Genomic DNA, 18,157 nt, shown 5'->3' on the forward strand with positions numbered 1-18,157 from the left:
GAACCCGCCGCGAGGCGGGGTGTGCGACCGAGACACGCGGCGACCCGCCGAGCGAACGCTTAAACCACTCCGACGGGTATCGGGAGATATGCAGCACGTCAAGGTGCCGCAGGACCGTATCGGTGTTCTCATCGGCGAAGGTGGCTCGACGCTCCGAGAGATAGAGAGTCGCGCGGAAGTCCGACTCGACGTGGACTCGGAGAACGGAAGCGTCGCCATCGACAGCGTCGGCGACCCCGTACTCGGCATGGTCGCCCCCGACGTGGTTCGAGCGGTCGGCCGCGGCTTCGCCCCGGAGGACGCGATGGCGCTCCTCAACGACGACATGATGATGTTCGAACTCATCGAGATAGACCGGCACACCCGAAACAAAAACGACATGCGGCGGCAGAAGGGCCGCCTCATCGGCGAGAACGGCCGCACCCGCGAACTCATGGAAGAACTGACCGGCGCGGACGTGGTCATCTACGGCTCGACGCTCGGCATCATCGGCCAGCCCGAGGAGGTCGAAGTCGTCCGCCGGGCCGTCGAGATGATTCTCGACGGCGCGCCCCACGGCGCGGTGTACTCCTTCCTCGAACGGAAGCACAACGACCTGACCCAGGGTTTCAACGTCCGGCAGAACAACTGAGACGCCACCGCCGACGAGTCCACCGCCGACACGGCACTCGCCCGCATCGTCTTTTCACCGCACTCGCTTCGAGACTGACGAGACCGCCCACCGAGAACCACACATAAACCCGCGTAATCGTCCGCCGTCCCCGAGTCTCGACCACCCCACCGTGTTGCGTTTTGTCATACCAATAAACGAAGCTTTTTTATAGAATCACAAACAATCAGGCGATGACTATGAGCCAGCGAATGCAGCAGGGTCAGCCCATGATCATTCTGGGCGAGGACTCGCAGCGCACATCCGGTCAGGATGCGCAGTCGATGAACATCACGGCCGGGAAGGCCGTCGCAGAGGCCGTACGCACGACGCTCGGCCCCAAAGGGATGGACAAGATGCTCGTCGACTCCGGCGGGCAGGTCGTCGTCACGAACGACGGCGTCACCATCCTCAAGGAGATGGACATCGATCACCCCGCGGCCAACATGATCGTCGAAGTCTCCGAGACCCAGGAGGACGAGGTCGGAGACGGCACGACGACGGCCGTCATCATCGCCGGCGAACTCCTCGACCAGGCCGAGGAGCTCCTCGAATCGGACGTCCACGCGACGACCATCGCGCAGGGCTACCGCCAGGCCGCCGAGAAGGCCAAGGAAGTCCTCGAGGACAACGCCATCGAGGTCACGGAGGACGACCGCGAGACCCTCACGAAGATCGCCGCAACGGCGATGACCGGTAAGGGCGCGGAGTCCGCGAAGGACCTGCTCTCCGAACTCGTCGTCGACGCCGTGCTGGCCGTCAAGGACGACGACGGCATCGACACGAACAACGTCTCCATCGAGAAGGTCGTCGGCGGCACCATCGACAACTCCGAACTCGTCGAGGGCGTCATCGTCGACAAGGAACGCGTCGACGAGAACATGCCCTACGCCGTCGAGGACGCGAACATCGCCATCCTCGACGACGCGCTGGAAGTCCGCGAGACCGAAATCGACGCGGAAGTCAACGTCACGGACCCCGACCAGCTTCAGCAGTTCCTCGACCAGGAAGAAAAGCAGCTGAAAGAGATGGTCGACCAACTCGTCGAGGTCGGCGCTGACGCCGTCTTCGTCGGTGACGGCATCGACGACATGGCGCAGCACTACCTCGCGAAGGAGGGCATCCTCGCGGTCCGCCGTACGAAGTCCTCCGACCTCAAGCGTCTCGCCCGCGCGACGGGCGGCCGCGTCGTCAGCAGTCTCGACGACATCGAGGCCGACGACCTCGGCTTCGCCGGCTCCGTCGGTCAGAAGGACGTCGGCGGCGACGAGCGCATCTTCGTCGAGGACGTCGAGGACGCGAAATCCGTCACGCTCATCCTCCGCGGCGGCACGGAACACGTCGTCGACGAGCTCGAGCGCGCCATCGAGGACTCCCTCGGCGTCGTCCGCACGACGCTCGAAGACGGCAAGGTTCTCCCCGGCGGCGGCGCTCCCGAGACGGAGCTCTCCCTGCAGCTCCGCGAGTTCGCCGACTCCGTCGGCGGCCGCGAGCAGCTCGCCGTCGAGGCGTTCGCCGAGGCGCTGGACATCATCCCGCGCACCCTCGCCGAGAACGCCGGTCTCGACCCCATCGACTCCCTCGTCGACCTGCGCTCGCGCCACGACGGCGGCGAGTTCGCAGCCGGCCTCGACGCCTACACGGGCGAGGTCATCGACATGGAAGAAGAGGGCGTCGTGGAGCCCCTCCGCGTCAAGACCCAGGCTATCGAGTCCGCGACCGAAGCCGCCGTCATGATTCTCCGCATCGACGACGTCATCGCCGCTGGCGACCTCTCCGGTGGCCAGACCGGCGGCGACGACGACGAAGGCGGCGCGCCCGGCGGCATGGGCGGCGGCATGGGTGGCATGGGCGGCATGGGCGGCATGGGCGGCGCAATGTGAGCGCCCCAGTAGGCCACTACACACCCACACCCTGACCTTCGCATCGACTCGAATCGTCGGCCGAATTCACGCTGTTTTTTGCGGATTCACGTCCGTTAGCATCTGCTTTGTCCGCTCGCGCGGCGATTGGGACGCCGTTAATCGAGCGCCCGCATCGCATCGTCACCAGACACCGCGAAACGGTGGGTGTATCGGCAACCGATTCGTTGCTGAAGTTGACAAATATCTATAAAACGTCCGGAATAGTTCGTGAACCGCCGGTGTTCGTCTCTATACTTATCTCCCGCGACGGCATCTGTCAGGGTGTATGTCCCCTCCCGAGTCCTCGGCGGACGCCGCCGCCTCGGACGCGACCACACCCACGAATCGGCCGCCGTTTCTCGCCGTCGTCGCGCCTCGGCTCTCCGAGGCGGCGGCGCTCGCGACGACGCTCCTCCCCGGTGTCGGCTTAGTAGTCCGCGCGCCCCGTAGTGCCTCCCCGTCGAACCTCCGCGCTACCCTCGCCGCGATGCGGCGGGCCGACGCCCCGCTCGTCGTAGCGACCGATAGCGCGGCCGCCGTCCGCGACGCCGACCGGGTCCACGTCGCCGACGGCGGCGTCGTCGTGGAGTCGGGCGCGCCGAGCGATCTCCTCGCGGTCCCCGGCGTCTACGCCCGGCGCTACGGTACCGAACTCGGCGCGAACTTCGCCGGCCCGGGAAAAGACGTCGACGACGAGTGACGGGCCGGCCGACGCTCGGTCCTCCGGTTCGCCCCAACGTTCACCACCGCTCCCGTGGTAGCGGTACGTATGGGAGACAGGGCGTGTTACCGCGAGTTCTGTCCGGACTGCGACGCGCCGGTGACTATCGTCGACGACGAGTGTCCCGAGTGCGGCCGGGAACTGTCGCTCGTCTGAGAGACGGCGACGGCGTCACTCGGACACTCGCGTGTCGATGTGGTGGACCGCGTGCGGAGAGAGATACCGGCCGCCCGGCACCTCGACCCAGCCGTTGACGAGCACGCGGACCGGTCCCTCGTGCAGCACGGACTCCATCTCGGCGTTGCCGTAGACGACCGCGCTGTCTATCGTCTGTTCGAACCGACCTCCGAACGGGGAGTCGGACGCGAAAACCATACAAGAGACAACTCGCCGTCACGTAATGAGAATAACGGCGAATCGCGGCGTTCACGACGACTCGGAAGCGTCTGCACCCGCACGACGAGCGAGGAAATCGACTAGCGCCGAGACCACGAGCAGAGCCGCGACGAGGTGGAGGCCGCGGGAGACGTCCAGTCCGAGCGACGCCGCGATGCCGAATCTGTCGATGACGTAGAGCGTCGCGGCGACGAGTCCCAGACTACCGAACAGGGGTCTCGCGAATCGGCCGTCGAGGCTCGTCGCGAAATTGTAGGCGGCGACGCCGAAGACGACCGCCGCGGCGACGATGCCGAGAACGTCCATGGGAAGTGTATCGTACCTCCCGACCAAGAAAATGTTGTCTTTCTAACTCGACTGGCCAACGACTACCCGGGAGCAGGCTCCGATAGTCGCCGAGAACAGAGACAGTTTAGGGCTGGAGAAGGCGAGACCGCCGACGCTGTCGCTCGGCGGACAGTCACAGCAAAAGAGCGCGACGACCAACCAAAAGAGCGCGACGGGATTGAGCAAACGCGAAGCGTTTGCGATGTCCGTCGCGCGAGCGAGGAGCCGAAGGCGACGAGCGAGCGCGACGGGATTCGAACCCGCGACCATCGGATTAGAAGTCCGACGCTCTGTCCGACTGAGCTACGCGCCCTCGATGCCCACAAACCGGCCCTGCAAGAAAAACGAATCGGGTTCTACCCGTCCCGACCTACCCGTCGAACCGGTACAGCGACGTGACCGCCGGGAGCCGGTTGAGCATCCAGATGCCGACCGGGAGGCCGATGATGGTGAGCGTGAACAGCACCGCCACGTTCGCCCAGACCCAACTCAGCCACCAGCCGACGAAGACGAAGTAGACGGCTCGAACGACGACCGACCGCTGGCCGCGGCCCGAGTCGGGGTCGAGTCGGGTTTTCGGCTCTTTCAACGAGAGCACCGTCGGAACGAGGTTGATGAGCGCGACGCCGAGCGGGATACCGATAACGGTCGCGTTCAGGAACCACGCGACGTTGACGACGGCCGGCGTCGCCCACCAGCCGACGAAGACGAACCAGATGGCGCGGACGACGAACGAGCGCTGAGACATACGCGTAGTACGCGGGCCGAGGCGAAAAGCGACGGGGTGCCGGGGTGCGCCGAGTCGGCGGCGAGAGAGCGGCGAAACCCGCCACCCGAAGCGACGTGAAGGGAGGCTTTAACAGCGCCAACGCGGTAACACCGGCTATGAGAGTCATCGGGACGGTCGGCCTGCCGGGAAGCGGCAAGGGCGAACTCGCCGAGGTGGCCCGCGAAGCGGGCGTGCCCGTGGTGACGATGGGCGACGTCATCCGCGAGGAGTGTCGCCGCCGCGGGCTCGACCCCGCGACGGACCACGGGAAGATAGCGACCGCGCTCCGCGAGGAAGACGGCGACGACGCCATCGCCGCGCGGTCCCTGCCGATGGTCGAAGAGCACCTCGAATCGAACGACGCGGTGCTCGTCGACGGGCTTCGATCGGGCGTCGAACTCGACCGCTTCCGCGAGGCGTTCGGCGACGACTTCGTCCTCGTGAGCGTCGAAGCGCCGTTCGAGACGCGCGCCGCGCGCCTGCTCGACCGCGACCGCGACGACAGCGACACCGACGTGGAGGCGCTGAAAAAGCGCGAGCGCCGCGAACTCGACTTCGGCATGGGCGACGCGATGGACCGCGCCGACGTGGTCATCCAGAACACCGGCACGCTGGCGGAATACCGCGAGACCATCACGAAACTGTTCGAAGAGGGGCCCGAGGCGGTCGCGGAGGCCGACGCGTGAGCATGATTTACAGCGTCGACGTCCGCATCGAGGTGCCCGTCCGCGACACCGAGGTCACCGACCGTGTCGGCGACGCCGTCGAGAACATCTTCCCCGGCGTCGAACTCGAACACGAACCCGGAACGCTCGTCGGAGAGACCCACGAACTGGAGCGGTTCTCCGAGCGCCTCCACGAGCAGGCCATCCTCGACACCGCCCGCCGCGAGTTCGCGAAGCGCCGCGACGACGACGGCTTTTCGTTCGCGCTGAAAAAGCAGGCCGCGTTCAAGGGCGTCGTCAACTTCTCCGTCGGCAACCCCGACGAACTCGGCGACATCGAGGTCCACGTGACCGTCCGCGACCCCTCGGTCGACGAGGTCATCGACTACATCGCGCCGCCGACCGAAGACGGGCGACCGGTCGACCCGAACGACCGCTGAATCGCAGACAACGTCTTCTCGGCCGCTCAGGCGACCAGCAGCGCCACCGCGACGGCGATGAAGACGATTTTCAGCCCCGTGTTGACGGCGATGACCTTCGACCCGAACTCGGGGCCCCAGATGCCGTACTGGAAGGGAATCGACCGCTTGAACGTCGAGACGGCGAAGGAGATGATGCCGCCGATGAGCATCGTCGCCACGGCCTGCTTCGGCGTGAACGTCTCGCCGATGGCCGGCGCGATGGTCGCCGCGCCCGTCGTCGTGTCGAACGCGAAGGCGACGACGACGGGAACCGCCGCGCCCGGCAGGCCGACGAGGTTCGTCAGCGGACTGGCGAGCGCCGCGAACGATTCGAGGTCGGTCGTCCGCAGGAGGAGCGTGACGGCCACGTAGACGACGGCGAGTCGCGGGACGATGCGCCGCAGTTTCGTCCACGTGCTCCGCGCGGCGTCTTCGAGCATCTCTCGGAGGGAGTCGTCGGTGTCGTCCGCGTCGGCTGAATCGGTCGTCTCGCCGTCCGAAGTGGCCGCCGCGTCGACCACGCCGCCCGAGCCGTCGGTCTCGGCGACGGCGACCGGGGTCGTATTGCGGTCAGAAAGGAGCACTGCGCCGGCGACGACGCCGGTCGCGGTGATGGCGAGCGCGATGGCCGCCCGCGCGCCGACGTACATGAAGCCGACCTCGCGGCCGAGGATGGGGATGAGCACCGGCCAGTAGAACGTGAAGATGTGCTGGACGAACCCGAAGAACGTGTTGATGGTGACGGCGACGAGGGTCGCCCGGTCGTCGAGGACGCCCGACTCGCGGAACTCCGCGAGCATGCCGTAGCCCGCCGTCGTCGAGGCGGCGGTGGTGACGATGGCCGTCCCGACCTCGTCCGGGAGGTTCGCGGGACTCGTCAGATACCGGGAGAGCCCGGCGATGCGCTCGACGAGGCCGAAGGCGACGACGAGGTTCGCGGCGAAGACGCCCACGGCGATGTAGGCGGCGATGCGCGCGACTCTTGGGAGCACCTCGAACAGCACCGGGAGGACGGCCGACGACTGCACGAGCGAGGGTCGGTTCCGAGCGAACTAATCGGCGTCGGTCGGCGGGAGGCGGTTCGAGCATCGGGGTCAGACGAGCACCTGCGCCACTCCGAACAGGACGAGAACGCCCAGCACGTCGCAGACGTTGGTGACGACGGGGATGACCACGTCGTCGGGGTCGAGGCCGAACCGGTAGGCGACGTAGGTCGCCGAAAACGTCACCAGAACCGCGAGGACCGCGAGCGAAATTCCGCTCGACAGGGCGACGATGACGACCGTCCGCAGGGCCAGCGACGTGTCGCCGGAGACGAGGAACGTGGCGGCCCACGCGCCCGCGCCGATGACGGGGAAGACCGTCACCGCGAGGGCGAGCGTGGCGACGGCGTTGCCCGCGAGTTCGTCGTCGCGGGGCGAAAACGAGAGCGTCCCGAGGTGGAACGACGTGGACAGCCGCGCCGCGAGGACGCTCCCGAGGTTCCCCGCGGTCCCGATGGTGACGGGGACGAGCACGAGAAGCGACGGGTAGCGGAGTAGCTGTGCCTCGAAGCTCCCGAGGACGAGGCCGCTGCCGAGTTCGACGAGCGTGAGCACGAGGAGCACCGGGAGCATCGCCCGCGTGATGGCGCGGACGGTCCACTCCGTCGGCACTCAGAACACCCCCGCGACGGCGAGGACGGTTCTGACGGCGATGAGCAAAAAGAGGATGCCGAACACGTCGCCGGTGGTCGTCACGACCGGACCGACGATGGTGTCGGGGTTGCGCCCGCGGCGATAACCCGCGAAGACGACGCTGACGACGACGACGGTCAGGACGATGCCGGAGAGCAACCCGGCGACGATGGCGACGCCGACGAGAATCGGGAGCGGCGCGACCCGACTGCCGAGAAACGTGAGGAGGAAGTACGCCACGACGGCGGCGAACGTGCTCGTGAGCACGCCGTTGGCGAGCGCGGCCGTCGCGGCCGCCCGGAGGCGCTCGTCGCCGCCGGTGACGCGGGGTTCGATGAGCCCCTGGTGGAGTGCGGTGGCGATGCGAGCGCCGAGCGAGCCGTAGACGTTCCCGCGGGTCGCCAAGAGCGCGGGGACGAGCACGAGAAGCCCCGGCACGGCCCGGAGTTCGGCCCGCATCCCGCCGAGGACGACACCGGCGATGAGGCCGCCGACGAGGCTGGCCGCGAGCGCGGGCAAGGCTTCCTTGTAGGCCTCAACCGCCACGTCTCGCACGGTCATTGTGGGGTGCGACGGCCCCGAGCGTTAAAAGTCGGCGGTATCACGGCGAGCCGCGAGAACCGCGCGGTCGCGGCGTCGTAGAATTAGAATCGCAGAAAACGGGGAATAGAACGGGAACTGCGAAGTTAGAACGGACCCATGCCGCCGAGACCGCCCATGCCGCCGCCGCCGTCCTGATTCTGGAGCTTCTTCATCATGCGCTGCATGTCGCCGTCGCCCATGTTCTGGAACTGCTTGATGGTCTGTTCCATCATGCGGTGCTGTTCGAGGAGTTCCTGAATCGTCTCCTCGTCCTGTCCCGACCCCTGCGCGATGCGCTTGACGCGGGAGGCACCGACCTTACGCGGGTTCTCCAGTTCCTCTTCGGTCATCGAGTCCATGACGACCTCGAACGCGCGCATCCGGTCTTTCGTCACGTCCATCGCGTCGTCCGGAAGCTGGTCTTTGATGCCGCCGCCGAAGCCCGGAATCATGTCGAGCACCTGGTCGAGCGGTCCCATCTTGTTCATCGCCTCCATCTGCTTTTGCATGTCCTTGAGGGTGAAGTTCCCCTTCATCATCTCCTCGGGGTCCCAGTCCTCGTCTTCGGCCTGGGTCTCGGACATGGCGCGTTCGACGCGCTCGGAGAGCTGTTTCAGGTCGCCCATGCCGAGCAGGCGGGAGATGAAGCCGTTCGGCTCGAAGCGCTCGATGTCCTGAACGGTCTCGCCCATGCCGAGGAAGGCGATAGACGAATCGGTCTCGTTGACGGCGGTCAGCGCGCCGCCACCCTTCGCCGTCCCGTCGAGCTTGGTGATGACGACGCCGCCGATACCGATGGACTCGTCGAACTGCTGGGCCTGTTCTTTCGCGCCCTGGCCGATTGCCGCGTCGAGGACGAGCAGGTTCAGGTCGGGCTGGACGACGCCCTCTATCTCCTCGATTTCGGCGATGAGGTCGTCTTCGAGCGCGTGGCGACCGGCCGTGTCGACGATGTGCACGTCGGCGTCCTCGGTCGCTTCGAGGCCGTCGCGGGCGATTTGGACCGGGTCGTCGCAGTCGGGGTCGCCGTAGAAGTCGACCTCGGCGCGTTCGCACATCTGCTTGGCCTGGTCGTACGCGCCGGGTCGGAAGGTGTCGGTCTGGATGACCGCGGGGCGAAGTCCCTTCTTCGAGAACCACCACGCCATCTTGGCGGAGGTGGTCGTCTTCCCCGACCCCTGGAGGCCGGCGAGCATAATCGTCTGCGATTCGAGCGGAATCTCCGTCGACTCGCCGATGAGGCCGACGAGTTCCTCGTAGACGATTTTCAGGACGTGGTCGCGCGCGCTCGTGCCGCCCGGCGGCTCTTCTTCCAGCGCGCGGGTCTTGATAGAGTCCGAGAGGTCCATGACGAGGCTGACGTCGACGTCGGCGGAGAGCAAGGAGCGCTGTATCTCCTTGACGATCTCCTGAACGTCGTCCTCGTCGAGGCGGGACTTCCCTCGCAGTTTATCGAGACTGCCGCGGAGGGAACTCCCGAGATTGTCGAGTACCATTGTCCCTTCCTACGCCGTCGCGTCGGTAAAGGCTTTATCCGTCGCGTTGAGCGCGAGCGGGCCGAAGACCTTTCGCGCGAGGCACCGACAACGCACTCGATGACCACGATTCTCGTCCTCGACCGCCCCACGCACGGAATCCCGGCGTCGGAGTACGCCGCGGCCCTCCGCGAGCGCCTGCCCGACGCGACCGTCCGCCACCCGAAGACGACAGCCGAGACGCTCGACGCCGCGCGCGACGCGACCGTCATCACCAGCACGTCGCTCCCCGACGACGTGCTCGCCGCCGCCGACGAACTCCGACTGTTCGCCGGCGCGGCCGCCGGCTACGACCACCTCCCGCTGGGGACACTCCGCGAGCGCGGCGTCCTCGTCACCAACGCCTCCGGCGTCCACGGCCCCAACATCGCCGAACACGTCCTCGGCTCCCTGCTCATGATTACCCGCCGACTCGACGAGGGCCTCCGTCGCCAGCGACGCCGCGAGTGGCGACACTTCCAGTCGCACGGCGAGTTGCGCGGCTCGACGGCCACCGTGGTCGGCCTCGGTGCCATCGGCCAAGCGGTCGTCGAGCGACTCGACGCGTTCGGCGTCGAGACCATCGGCGTCCGCTACACGCCGGAGAAGGGCGGCCCGGCCGACGAGGTACTCGGGTTCGACGACCTCGAGTCGGCGCTCGTCCGCACCGACTTCCTCGTGGTCGCGTGCCCGCTGACCGACGAGACGCGCGATCTCATCGACCGGCGGGCGCTGAGCGCGCTCCCCGAACACGCCATCCTCGTCAACGTCGCCCGCGGCGGTATCGTCGACACCGACGCCCTCGTCTCGCACCTCCGAAGCAACCGACTCCGCGCCGCCGCGCTCGACGTGACCGACCCGGAGCCGTTGCCCGAAGACCACCCGCTTTGGGGCTTCGAGAACGTCTACATCACTCCGCACGTCTCCGGCCACACGCCGCACTACTGGACGCGGGTCGCCGACATCCTCGCCGAGAACGTCGGGCGACTGGCGTCGGCGTCGGAAGGCAAAACACCAACGCTCCGCAATCAGGTGGTCCCGACACCGGAATCGAACGCAGACGCGGACGCGGACTCGGATTCGGACTCGACGTCGAACCCCGACGCGAACCCCTGAGCTACTTCCCGCGACGAATCGTAGGCCCGGGCGATGACGACGCTCGCGTTCGGCCTCGACGCCGCGACCTATCTCGCCTTCTGCGGCGCGGCGGTCGCGCTCATCCTCGCGCCCGGCCCCGACACGATGTACGTCCTCGCCCGCGGCCTCGACGGTCGCGGGCCGGGCGTCCGGTCGGCGCTCGGCATCGCCACGGGCGTCCTCTTTCACACGCTCCTCGCGACGGTCGGCGCGGCGGCGCTCTTTCGAACCGTCCCCGAGGCCGCCGCGGCGCTCAAGTACGTCGGCGCGGCGTATCTGGGCTACCTCGGTGTCACCGCCCTCCGGAACGACGAGTTCGACCCCTCGGTCGAGACCGACGCCGGGGCGAGTTTTCGGCGCGGCGTCCTCGTCAACGCGCTCAACCCGAAAGTCGCGCTGTTCTTCCTCGCGTTCCTCCCCGGCTTCGCCGGACAGGGCGCGGGAAACGGGATACGGATGGCGAGTCTCGGCGCGACCTACGCCGTCCTCACGGCCCTGTACCTCTCGGTCGTCGCGCTCGGCGCGAACCGACTCGGGTCGAGACTCGCGGAGACGCGGGTCGCGAGCGCGCTGAACTACGTCGGCGCGGGGACGATGCTGCTGCTCGGGGTCGTGCTCGTACTGGAGTGAGGTGTCCGCGAGAAAAGAACGACGGACCGATTACTCGTCTTCGCCGAGCAGGCGTTCGACCATCTGTTCGGGGTCGAACTTCTCGATGTGGTCGTAGCCCTGTCCCACGCCGAGGAACAGGATGGGCTTGCCCGTCACGTACGCGATGGAGATGGCCGCGCCGCCGTTGGAGTCGGCGTCGGCCTTCGTCAGAATCGCGCCGTCGATGGCGGCCGCGTCGTTGAACTGCCGGGCGCGTTCGACCGCGTCCTGCCCGGCGACCGCCTCGTCCACGAAGAGGGTGAGGTCGGGGCCGACGACGCGGTCTATCTTCTCCAACTGCGCCATCAGGTCGTTCGAGGTGTGGAGCCGACCCGCCGTGTCGCCGAGGACGATGTCGATGTCGTGGGCCTCGGCGTACTCGACGCCGTCGTAGATGACCGCCGCCGGGTCGCCGCCCTGCTCGTGGGCGATGAGCTTCTTGTCGAGCGCCTCCGCGTGCTCGCGAATCTGCTCGTTCGCGCCGGCGCGGTAGGTGTCGCCGTTGGCGAGCACCGTCGAGTAGCCCTGCTTTTCGAAGTAGCGGGCGAGTTTGGCGATGGTCGTCGTCTTCCCGACGCCGTTGATGCCGGTGAAGATGAGCGTGACCGGCTTGTCCGCCTCGGCGATGCGCTGGTCGAAGTCGAACTGCCCGACGCTGATGACCTCGTAGAGCGCGTCGTGAAGCGCCTCGGAGACGAGTTGCCCGGTGCTCTGGACCTGCTTTCGCGTCTCGCCGATGAGCTTCTCGCGGATGGTCTCGAGAATCTCCTCTGCGACCTGCATCTCGACGTCACTCTGGAGGAGCGCCATCTCGAGTTCCCAGAGGGGGTCTTCGAGGTCTTCCTCCTCGATGACGACCTTCCCCGTGGCGAACGCGGCGGCGCGGCGGAGCCGACCCGGACCGGACGAATCGTCGTCCTCCTCGGTCAGCGCCGCCTTCGCAGCGTCGGAAGCGAGCGACTCGCGCTGCTCGGCCTCGTCAGGCGCCGGTTCGTCCGCGCCTGCCGCCGGTTCGTCGGCCATCTGCTGGTCGGCCGTCGCCGTCGCCGGTTCGGCGTCGACTTCTCCCTCCGCGGTCGCCGCGGCCTGTTCGGGCGCGGAGTCCGCGTCGGTCGCCGGTTCGGCGTCCGCGGAGGCGTCCTCGACCGCGTCGGCTTCGGAATCGGCGTCCGCGTCGCCGACGGAGTCGGTGTCAGCGGGTTCGGACGCCTCGGGTTCGACCGCCGCGTCTGCTGGTGCTGATTCCGCTTCCGCGTCGGCCTCGGTCTCGGCCTCGTCGGCCGCCGCTTCGGCCTTCTCTTCGGCGGTCTCTTCAACGTCGTTACGGAAGCGGTTGAGTTTCTTCTTCAGTCCGTCGAACATCTGAATAGTAGGAGGTGGGGGTTACCTTACTCGTCGTCGCCGTCGCCGCCCTCGCCCTGCATCTGCTGCATCTGCTGCATCTGCTGTTGCTGCATCTGCTGTTGGGCCTGCATCGCCTGTTCTTCGATCTCGTCGCTCTCCTCTTCGAGCTCCTCGATCTGGCCGCGGATGCTCGCGATTTCCTCGTCGAGCGCGTCCTGCTTGCGTCGCAGGGTCTCGATGGCCGTACCCTGTTCCTGTTCGGCGGCGTAGCTCGCGCCGAGGGAGACGACGATTTCGTCGATGTCCTGGACTTCGGCGCGGAGATACGCGTCGCCGCCGAGGGGGACCTGTACCGTCGAGCCCGTCTCGAGCGTCTCGATGGCCTCGACGGCCTCGTCGATCTCGTCCTTCTCGTCGTTCAGGTCCGAAACCTCGCCTTCGAGGGATTCGATTTCCTCGTCGAGGGCCTGCAGTTCCTGGGAGAGCTGCTGAAGTTGCTGCTGACCGCCACCCATCATGCTGCGGACACCTCGTTGAGTTCGACCTTCGTACGCTTGATTCCGTGCTCGCTCCCGATGAGCGAAAAGGCGCGTTCCTGTGCGACGTTCTCGTTCGGTGCTTCCACAGTCTTCGTGAACTCGTGGACGACGCCACGGCTCGTGAAGCTACCCGCGATAATGAACTGGCTCATGCACGTCGGTCGGGTGGCGAGCGGGAAAGGTCTTCCTACTCGGAGCGAAACTGAAGCGAGAAACGGGGGGACGCGAGGCCCTCAGTCGATGTAGTCGAGGGCGTCTTCGATGCGACCCAGTTCGGGGCCGGTCGTGTCCTCGCCGACGATGTAGCCCTCGTCGTTGGCGACGAGGCCGGAGCCGACGAGCGGACCGCCGTAGTTGATGGTGCCGATGTCGGCGCGAACGTCGAGGAGCGCTTCGAGCGCTTCGAGTTCGGGTTCGCGCGACTTCGGGTGGCAGAGGACGCCGCGGTTGTTGGCGACGGCCGCCATCCCGACGGTTCGAACGTCGGCGAGGTCGCCGCGTTCGACGGGGACCTCGAGGGCCTCCTCGACGGCCGAGACGGCCTCGTCGGAGAGTTCCGCGTGGACGTACGCGCCGTAGTCGTTCGCGAGAACGACGTTGCCGGCGGCGTTGATGCGACCGGGAAGCTCGTAGACCGGGAGGTCCACGGCGTCGGTGAGGGCCTCCTTCTCGCGGGACGTCGCGCGGCTCGACACGAGAAGTCCGTTCTCGTTACCCGTCGCTAACGCACCGACCGTTCCCGACCCGCCGACGGTCGTCTTGACCAGCGGCACGTCGAGTTCTTCGGCCATCTGCTCGGCGAGCGAGTCGTCGGCGTCCGGGCGGACCAACAGCGCGTCGTCGGTCGCGCGAGCGAAGACGCCGATGTAGGACGAACCGGCGAAGGAGGCGCGAAGCACCGTTTACTCGGCCGGTTCCGCTTCGACGACCGACTCGCCGTCCTCGTCGAAACGCGCGGCGCGGACGCGGAACTTGCTCGGCGGGCTCTGCCGACCGTGCGCCCAGATGTCCTCGTTGATCTGCGTGTCGAGACGCACGTTCTCGGCGTCGACCTTGAAGTGCTTCGCGAGGTGCTCGCGGATGAGCGTCATCGAGCGGCCCGCGCGTTCGTGTGCCGGAACCGCCTGCACGTCTCGGAGCGGGACGGTGACGACGCGCTCCTCGAAGTCGTTTGCGCTCATTGCTTACTCGTCCGTGTTGCTTCGCCGCCAGTTGCGACGCTTGGGGTTTCGCGTGACTTCCATGTCCGTCTTGAGCATGACCCACGCGGGGACACGACTGTTCTGGCGCTCGAGCTTCGCCAGACGCTTCTTCTTAGACTTCGACTTCTTACCCATAGTGGGCTGTACTTTCCATCCTCCGCATAAAATCTTGTTCCTTCGCGTTTCAGACGTGTGAGGGGCGTCCGCACGCCCGAATCGGCGAGAACCCGGTGTTCTCCCGGGCCGGCGGCACGGCTGCGGGGCGGCCGAACCGACTCATTCAGTACCGTCGGCGCGAAAGCCGACGCGAATGAGTCGGGCCAGAACCGCCGTCGCCTTCCTCGCGCTCTCCGCCGTCTGGGGGAGCGCCTTCCTCGCCACCGACATCGCCCTCCGGACCGTCCCGCCGGCGTTTCTCGGCGCGGTCCGCTTCGACGTGGCTGCGCTCCTGTTGTTCACCGTCGCCGTCGCCCGCGGTGACCGGGTCCGCCCCGCCGCACGCGACGAGTGGCGACCGATTCTCGCCGGCGGGGTGTTCAGCATCGGGGCCCACCACGCGCTCCTGTTCTCTGGACAGGTGTACGTCCCCGGGTCCGTGGCCTCGGTCCTTCTCGGCATCATCCCGCTCGCGACGCCGACGCTCACCCGCCTGACGGCCACCCGCGAGCGGGTGTCTGCGCATCAGATTGTCGGGCTCGTCCTCGGCTTTCTGGGGCTCGTCGTCATCGCCAACCCGGACCCGGAGAACCTGCTGTCGTCGAATCTCGTCGGCGCGGCGCTCGTGTTCGGGTCGGCCATCGCCTTCGCCCTCGGCGCGGTACTGACCCACGACAGCGAGACGAAGATGTCGCTGCTCTCCGTGCAGGCGTGGATGATGCTCGTCGGCGCGGTCACGCTCCACGTCACGAGTGCCGCCCTCCCGTGGGAGTCCGCCGCCGACGCGGCGTGGACCCAGACGACGCTCGTCGCCACGGGTTACCTCGCCGTCGTCGCCGGCGCGGGCGGCTTCCTGCTCTACTTCTGGCTCCTCGACCGAGTCGGCCCAATCGAGGTGAGCCTCCTCGAATACGTCATCCCGCTTTTCGCCGCCCTCGCCGACTGGACCGTCCTCGGGCGCGTGCCGACGCGCGCCACCGTCGCCGGCTTCGCGCTCATCTTCGCCGGCTTCCTCCTGTTCAAACGCGAGGTAATTCGGGGCGAACTGCGGCGTATCGTGGACCGCCGTCGCGGGCGGCGGTCGACCGACGACTGACGCGCCTCACAGCGAGAACCGCGTCACCGTCTCGTACTCGGGACCGTCGGGACCGAGTTCGCTCTTCTTCAGTCGCACCTCGCGCACCCGAAACGTTCCGACCGTCGGCGACTCGTCCTCGACGACGCGCCGGACGAGGCCCTTCCCGCGGGCGTCGTCCATGCGGGCGAGCGTGACGTGCGGCGTGAAGTCGTGTTCTTCGGGGTCGAAACCGATTGCCGTCGTCTCGCGCTCGATATCCTCGTGTAGTCGCGTCAGCTCGGCTGCGCCGTCGTCGACGCCGGCCCAGACGACTCGAATGTAGTCCAGCGAGGGAAAGACGCCGAGTCCGCCGACCGAGGCGTCGAAGGGGTCGACCCCGGCGGCGTCGACAGCCGATTCGACCGCGTCTTCCACCTCGCCGACGCGGTCCGACGACAGCTCTCCGAGGAATTTCAGGGTGACGTGCGCCCCCGCGGGGTCGGTGAATCGAAGCCCGTCCGCGTCCGAAAGCCGGTCTTGCACCGCGGCGACGCCCGCCGCGAGCGAGTCCGGAAGGTCGACGGCGAGAAAGCAACGCATGGCAGATGTTTGACCCGAATCGGACGTTAACGTTCCGCCGGGTCGCGGTCGGCGTCGCCCGCGCGGTCGTCCCCCTCGGGCGTCCACGTCCGGGCGATGCTGAACGCCTCGCCGTCGACGAACGTCACCTCGTACACGTCGGGCATCGTCAGGCCCGACCAGAACTCGCGGCCGTAGCGCGGGTCGTAGGCGTTGAACACGAGCGCCATGAGCGTCCCGTGGGTGCCGACGACGACGTGGCGGTCGGGGTAGGCCTCGACGAGTCGGTCCACGGCGGCGACGCCCCGCGCCTGCGCCTCGGCGTGGGACTCGCCGCCGGGGTGCGACGCGTTCGGGTTCGCCCAGAGGTGTTCGACCGCCTGCTCGAAGTCGTCGACGTGCGACCCCGCGAGTTCGCGCTCTCTGAGGTCTTCGTCGACGATGAGCGGGGCGTCCGCCGCGTCGGCGACGCCCTCAACCGTGGCGCGGGCGCGCTCGTACGGGCTGGTCGCGACCACGTCCGCGAGGTCGGCGAGGCGGGCCGTAACGCGGGCGGCGTCGCGGCGGCCGCGACGCGAGAGGCCGCGGGTGCGCTCGGCGTCGGGGACGTACGGTGCGTGGGCGTGCCGGACGAACGACACGACCGTCGTCGGGGGCGCGGGCATTCGGAGACGCTCGCCCGCGGGAGGCTAAAAAGCGGTCGGTGTCGTCCCGCTGACGTAGCGTTTAACCGCCGTGACGCCCAAGCGCGGCTATATGACCGACGACGGCAAGCGACCCCACCGCTTCTCGGAAGGGCAGGGGTTCGACGAGGACTACTCCGATTTCTCGCTCGACCCGCCCGAACTCTCGGTGGACCCGACGAAGGTCGACCCGGTCGACTCGCGCGTCCTGACCGACATCCTCGACCAGCGGAACATCGACCCCGAGAACGTCGACATCGAGAAACTGCTCGACGTGGCGCTCTCGTACATGCAGATAAACCGCTTCGAGGAGGCCACGGGGGCGTTCGAACGCGTCGCTCGGTACGCCGGCGACGACGACAACATCGCCCAGGAGGCGTGGGTCAACAAGGGCGCGGCGCACGGCCAACTCGAAGAGTGGGACGAGGCCATCGGCTCCTACCGAGAGGCGCTCAAACTCGACGACGACAGCGAGCACGCCGCGACGGCCCACACCAACCTCGCGTACGCGCTCTGGGAGGCCGGCCAGACGGCCGACGCGCTCGACCACGCGGAGCGCGCCGTCGAACTCGACCCGCGCTTCCCGCAGGCGTGGTACAACCGCGGCTTCTTCCTCCACGAGCGCGGCCTCAACGAGGACGCCGTCAACGCCTTCGACAACGCCATCCGCCTCGGGATGCGCACTCCGGGCGTCCACGAGGAGAAGGCGCGCGCGCTCGAAGAGCTCGGCCGCGACGAGGAAGCAGAACAGGCCCAGCAGCAGGCCGACGACCTCCGCGAGCAGGCAGAAGCGGAGCTCGTCGAGGAGTACTAGGATGCTCCTCCGCGAGCGGGAGACTCCCGAGGGGCTCCTCGTCTCGGTCTGCGACCCCGACTGCATCGGCGAGACCTACACCGACGACGGCGTCTCGCTGGACGTGACGGAGGACTTCTACGGCGGCGACGAGGCCGAGACCGCCGACGAAGACGCCGTCGTGGACAGCCTCACCCGCGCGACCGTCGCCAACATCGTCGGCGAGGAGTCCGTCTCGGTCGCCATCGACGCCGGCCTCGTGGACGAGGAGGCCGTCCTCGAAGTCGGCGGCACGCTCCACGCGCAACTGCTCTGGCTCCGCTGAGCCGCCGTCGAAAACCCAGTTTCTTCG

General features: G+C 67.5%; 25 protein-coding genes and 1 tRNA gene. 10 read left to right on the forward strand and 16 right to left on the reverse strand.

Translation table 11 applies throughout. From position 1 onward, the window contains the following. The first annotated feature begins 88 nt into the window (after positions 1-88). From C5B91_RS13675 to C5B91_RS13685, 3 genes are all read left to right on the forward strand, one after another. A complete protein-coding gene (locus C5B91_RS13675; RefSeq protein ID WP_115819853.1) occupies positions 89-631 on the forward strand; it encodes a KH domain-containing protein in 543 nt (180 codons plus the stop codon). Between the two features lie 248 nt (positions 632-879). Next, positions 880-2,532, forward strand: a complete 1,653-nt coding sequence (gene thsA / locus C5B91_RS13680) for a thermosome subunit alpha (protein ID WP_004973912.1) — start codon at positions 880-882, stop codon at positions 2,530-2,532. A gap of 307 nt (positions 2,533-2,839) precedes the next feature. After that, the gene (locus C5B91_RS13685) at positions 2,840-3,253 is read left to right on the forward strand and encodes an ABC transporter ATP-binding protein/permease (RefSeq protein ID WP_008091173.1); all 414 of its coding nucleotides are present in this window, start codon (positions 2,840-2,842) and stop codon (positions 3,251-3,253) included. 192 nt (positions 3,254-3,445) lie between these two features. Here C5B91_RS13685 and C5B91_RS13690 read toward each other — a convergent pair whose 3' ends face one another. The 4 genes from C5B91_RS13690 to C5B91_RS13705 all read right to left on the reverse strand — a co-directional run bounded on the left by C5B91_RS13690 (position 3,446) and on the right by C5B91_RS13705 (position 4,745). Next, positions 3,446-3,649: a hypothetical protein gene (locus tag C5B91_RS13690; protein ID WP_008091171.1), complete on the reverse strand. Its 204-nt coding sequence runs from the start codon at positions 3,647-3,649 to the stop codon at positions 3,446-3,448. 51 nt (positions 3,650-3,700) lie between these two features. Beyond that, entirely contained in the window at positions 3,701-3,976 is a 276-nt protein-coding gene (locus tag C5B91_RS13695) for a hypothetical protein (RefSeq protein WP_008091170.1), read from the reverse strand. Positions 3,977-4,236: 260 nt separating this feature from the next. Next, positions 4,237-4,310 (reverse strand) — tRNA-Arg (locus C5B91_RS13700). Between the two features lie 57 nt (positions 4,311-4,367). Next, positions 4,368-4,745: a YccF domain-containing protein gene (locus C5B91_RS13705; protein ID WP_004973917.1), complete on the reverse strand. Its 378-nt coding sequence runs from the start codon at positions 4,743-4,745 to the stop codon at positions 4,368-4,370. A gap of 137 nt (positions 4,746-4,882) precedes the next feature. On the opposite strand from C5B91_RS13705, the gene C5B91_RS13710 reads away from it, so the two are divergent. Both C5B91_RS13710 and C5B91_RS13715 read left to right on the forward strand, forming a co-directional pair. Continuing rightward, the gene (locus tag C5B91_RS13710; protein ID WP_008091167.1) at positions 4,883-5,452 is read left to right on the forward strand and encodes an AAA family ATPase; all 570 of its coding nucleotides are present in this window, start codon (positions 4,883-4,885) and stop codon (positions 5,450-5,452) included. A 2-nt stretch (positions 5,453-5,454) separates the two neighbouring features. Then, a complete protein-coding gene (locus tag C5B91_RS13715; RefSeq protein WP_004973919.1) occupies positions 5,455-5,871 on the forward strand; it encodes an RNA-binding domain-containing protein in 417 nt (138 codons plus the stop codon). Positions 5,872-5,897: 26 nt separating this feature from the next. Here C5B91_RS13715 and C5B91_RS13720 read toward each other — a convergent pair whose 3' ends face one another. The 4 genes from C5B91_RS13720 to C5B91_RS13735 form a co-directional block, all read right to left on the reverse strand. Beyond that, entirely contained in the window at positions 5,898-6,920 is a 1,023-nt protein-coding gene (locus tag C5B91_RS13720; RefSeq protein ID WP_008091164.1) for a hypothetical protein, read from the reverse strand. A gap of 66 nt (positions 6,921-6,986) precedes the next feature. After that, complete coding sequence (locus C5B91_RS13725) at positions 6,987-7,547, reverse strand: magnesium transporter (protein WP_008091162.1); 561 nt, start codon at positions 7,545-7,547, stop codon at positions 6,987-6,989. Further along, positions 7,548-8,129: a magnesium transporter gene (locus tag C5B91_RS13730; protein ID WP_004973922.1), complete on the reverse strand. Its 582-nt coding sequence runs from the start codon at positions 8,127-8,129 to the stop codon at positions 7,548-7,550. A gap of 125 nt (positions 8,130-8,254) precedes the next feature. Beyond that, entirely contained in the window at positions 8,255-9,646 is a 1,392-nt protein-coding gene (locus tag C5B91_RS13735) for a signal recognition particle protein Srp54 (protein WP_004973923.1), read from the reverse strand. 99 nt (positions 9,647-9,745) lie between these two features. On the opposite strand from C5B91_RS13735, the gene C5B91_RS13740 reads away from it, so the two are divergent. Both C5B91_RS13740 and C5B91_RS13745 read left to right on the forward strand, forming a co-directional pair. Beyond that, entirely contained in the window at positions 9,746-10,780 is a 1,035-nt protein-coding gene (locus C5B91_RS13740) for a D-2-hydroxyacid dehydrogenase (RefSeq protein WP_008091158.1), read from the forward strand. A gap of 33 nt (positions 10,781-10,813) precedes the next feature. Beyond that, on the forward strand, positions 10,814-11,431 hold the full coding sequence (locus C5B91_RS13745; protein ID WP_115819854.1) for a LysE family translocator: 618 nt from the start codon (positions 10,814-10,816) through the stop codon (positions 11,429-11,431). Between the two features lie 30 nt (positions 11,432-11,461). Here the strand turns inward: C5B91_RS13745 and ftsY are convergent, their stop codons facing one another. From ftsY to C5B91_RS13775, 6 genes are all read right to left on the reverse strand, one after another. Further along, positions 11,462-12,814 (reverse strand): signal recognition particle-docking protein FtsY, encoded by a 1,353-nt coding sequence (gene ftsY, locus C5B91_RS13750; RefSeq protein ID WP_115819855.1) that lies wholly within the window; start codon positions 12,812-12,814, stop codon positions 11,462-11,464. 26 nt (positions 12,815-12,840) lie between these two features. Then, positions 12,841-13,311, reverse strand: coding sequence for a prefoldin subunit alpha (pfdA, locus tag C5B91_RS13755; protein ID WP_008091152.1), 471 nt, complete (start codon positions 13,309-13,311; stop codon positions 12,841-12,843). Beyond that, positions 13,311-13,487 carry a 50S ribosomal protein L18Ae gene (gene rpl18a, locus C5B91_RS13760; RefSeq protein ID WP_004973929.1) on the reverse strand — a complete coding sequence of 59 codons (177 nt, stop codon included), beginning with the start codon at positions 13,485-13,487 and terminating at the stop codon, positions 13,311-13,313. The genes pfdA and rpl18a overlap by 1 nt, the downstream gene beginning before the upstream one ends. 81 nt (positions 13,488-13,568) lie before the next feature. Then, positions 13,569-14,234, reverse strand: coding sequence for a translation initiation factor IF-6 (locus C5B91_RS13765; protein WP_008091149.1), 666 nt, complete (start codon positions 14,232-14,234; stop codon positions 13,569-13,571). A 3-nt stretch (positions 14,235-14,237) separates the two neighbouring features. Then, a complete protein-coding gene (locus C5B91_RS13770; RefSeq protein ID WP_004045216.1) occupies positions 14,238-14,516 on the reverse strand; it encodes a 50S ribosomal protein L31e in 279 nt (92 codons plus the stop codon). 3 nt (positions 14,517-14,519) lie between these two features. Further along, a complete protein-coding gene (locus tag C5B91_RS13775; RefSeq protein WP_004045214.1) occupies positions 14,520-14,672 on the reverse strand; it encodes a 50S ribosomal protein L39e in 153 nt (50 codons plus the stop codon). A 175-nt stretch (positions 14,673-14,847) separates the two neighbouring features. Between C5B91_RS13775 and C5B91_RS13780 the strand changes: the two genes are divergently transcribed. Beyond that, complete coding sequence (locus tag C5B91_RS13780; RefSeq protein ID WP_115819856.1) at positions 14,848-15,789, forward strand: DMT family transporter; 942 nt, start codon at positions 14,848-14,850, stop codon at positions 15,787-15,789. Positions 15,790-15,795: 6 nt separating this feature from the next. On the opposite strand, the gene thpR is transcribed toward C5B91_RS13780, so the two are convergent. Next, a complete protein-coding gene (gene thpR / locus C5B91_RS13785; protein ID WP_115819857.1) occupies positions 15,796-16,350 on the reverse strand; it encodes an RNA 2',3'-cyclic phosphodiesterase in 555 nt (184 codons plus the stop codon). 26 nt (positions 16,351-16,376) lie between these two features. After that, positions 16,377-16,994 carry a histidine phosphatase family protein gene (locus C5B91_RS13790; protein ID WP_049967939.1) on the reverse strand — a complete coding sequence of 206 codons (618 nt, stop codon included), beginning with the start codon at positions 16,992-16,994 and terminating at the stop codon, positions 16,377-16,379. A gap of 91 nt (positions 16,995-17,085) precedes the next feature. On the opposite strand from C5B91_RS13790, the gene C5B91_RS13795 reads away from it, so the two are divergent. Next, the gene (locus C5B91_RS13795; protein ID WP_008091141.1) at positions 17,086-17,826 is read left to right on the forward strand and encodes a tetratricopeptide repeat protein; all 741 of its coding nucleotides are present in this window, start codon (positions 17,086-17,088) and stop codon (positions 17,824-17,826) included. Between the two features lies 1 nt (position 17,827). After that, on the forward strand, positions 17,828-18,130 hold the full coding sequence (locus C5B91_RS13800; RefSeq protein WP_008091140.1) for a DUF424 domain-containing protein: 303 nt from the start codon (positions 17,828-17,830) through the stop codon (positions 18,128-18,130). The last annotated feature ends 27 nt before the right edge of the window (positions 18,131-18,157 follow it).

It is taken from the genome of Haloferax sp. Atlit-10N, assembly GCF_003586325.1.
Taxonomy (GTDB): Archaea; Halobacteriota; Halobacteria; order Halobacteriales; family Haloferacaceae; genus Haloferax; species Haloferax prahovense.

Excerpts from the sequence above, each read along its gene's own strand:
- C5B91_RS13740 (WP_008091158.1), top strand. The coding sequence starts at position 9,746 with ATGACCACGATTCTCGTCCTCGACCGCCCCACGCACGGAATCCCGGCG.
- C5B91_RS13790 (WP_049967939.1), bottom strand. The coding sequence starts at position 16,994 with ATGCCCGCGCCCCCGACGACGGTCGTGTCGTTCGTCCGGCACGCCCAC.
- C5B91_RS13775 (WP_004045214.1), bottom strand. The coding sequence starts at position 14,672 with ATGGGTAAGAAGTCGAAGTCTAAGAAGAAGCGTCTGGCGAAGCTCGAG.
- C5B91_RS13795 (WP_008091141.1), top strand. The coding sequence starts at position 17,086 with ATGACCGACGACGGCAAGCGACCCCACCGCTTCTCGGAAGGGCAGGGG.
- C5B91_RS13685 (WP_008091173.1), top strand. The coding sequence starts at position 2,840 with ATGTCCCCTCCCGAGTCCTCGGCGGACGCCGCCGCCTCGGACGCGACC.
- thpR (WP_115819857.1), bottom strand. The coding sequence starts at position 16,350 with ATGCGTTGCTTTCTCGCCGTCGACCTTCCGGACTCGCTCGCGGCGGGC.
- rpl18a (WP_004973929.1), bottom strand. The coding sequence starts at position 13,487 with ATGAGCCAGTTCATTATCGCGGGTAGCTTCACGAGCCGTGGCGTCGTC.
- ftsY (WP_115819855.1), bottom strand. The coding sequence starts at position 12,814 with ATGTTCGACGGACTGAAGAAGAAACTCAACCGCTTCCGTAACGACGTT.
- C5B91_RS13730 (WP_004973922.1), bottom strand. The coding sequence starts at position 8,129 with ATGACCGTGCGAGACGTGGCGGTTGAGGCCTACAAGGAAGCCTTGCCC.
- C5B91_RS13780 (WP_115819856.1), top strand. The coding sequence starts at position 14,848 with ATGAGTCGGGCCAGAACCGCCGTCGCCTTCCTCGCGCTCTCCGCCGTC.
- C5B91_RS13690 (WP_008091171.1), bottom strand. The coding sequence starts at position 3,649 with ATGGTTTTCGCGTCCGACTCCCCGTTCGGAGGTCGGTTCGAACAGACG.
- thsA (WP_004973912.1), top strand. The coding sequence starts at position 880 with ATGATCATTCTGGGCGAGGACTCGCAGCGCACATCCGGTCAGGATGCG.
- C5B91_RS13735 (WP_004973923.1), bottom strand. The coding sequence starts at position 9,646 with ATGGTACTCGACAATCTCGGGAGTTCCCTCCGCGGCAGTCTCGATAAA.
- C5B91_RS13800 (WP_008091140.1), top strand. The coding sequence starts at position 17,828 with ATGCTCCTCCGCGAGCGGGAGACTCCCGAGGGGCTCCTCGTCTCGGTC.
- C5B91_RS13715 (WP_004973919.1), top strand. The coding sequence starts at position 5,455 with ATGATTTACAGCGTCGACGTCCGCATCGAGGTGCCCGTCCGCGACACC.
- pfdA (WP_008091152.1), bottom strand. The coding sequence starts at position 13,311 with ATGGGTGGCGGTCAGCAGCAACTTCAGCAGCTCTCCCAGGAACTGCAG.
- C5B91_RS13770 (WP_004045216.1), bottom strand. The coding sequence starts at position 14,516 with ATGAGCGCAAACGACTTCGAGGAGCGCGTCGTCACCGTCCCGCTCCGA.
- C5B91_RS13710 (WP_008091167.1), top strand. The coding sequence starts at position 4,883 with ATGAGAGTCATCGGGACGGTCGGCCTGCCGGGAAGCGGCAAGGGCGAA.
- C5B91_RS13745 (WP_115819854.1), top strand. The coding sequence starts at position 10,814 with ATGACGACGCTCGCGTTCGGCCTCGACGCCGCGACCTATCTCGCCTTC.
- C5B91_RS13675 (WP_115819853.1), top strand. The coding sequence starts at position 89 with ATGCAGCACGTCAAGGTGCCGCAGGACCGTATCGGTGTTCTCATCGGC.
- C5B91_RS13695 (WP_008091170.1), bottom strand. The coding sequence starts at position 3,976 with ATGGACGTTCTCGGCATCGTCGCCGCGGCGGTCGTCTTCGGCGTCGCC.
- C5B91_RS13705 (WP_004973917.1), bottom strand. The coding sequence starts at position 4,745 with ATGTCTCAGCGCTCGTTCGTCGTCCGCGCCATCTGGTTCGTCTTCGTC.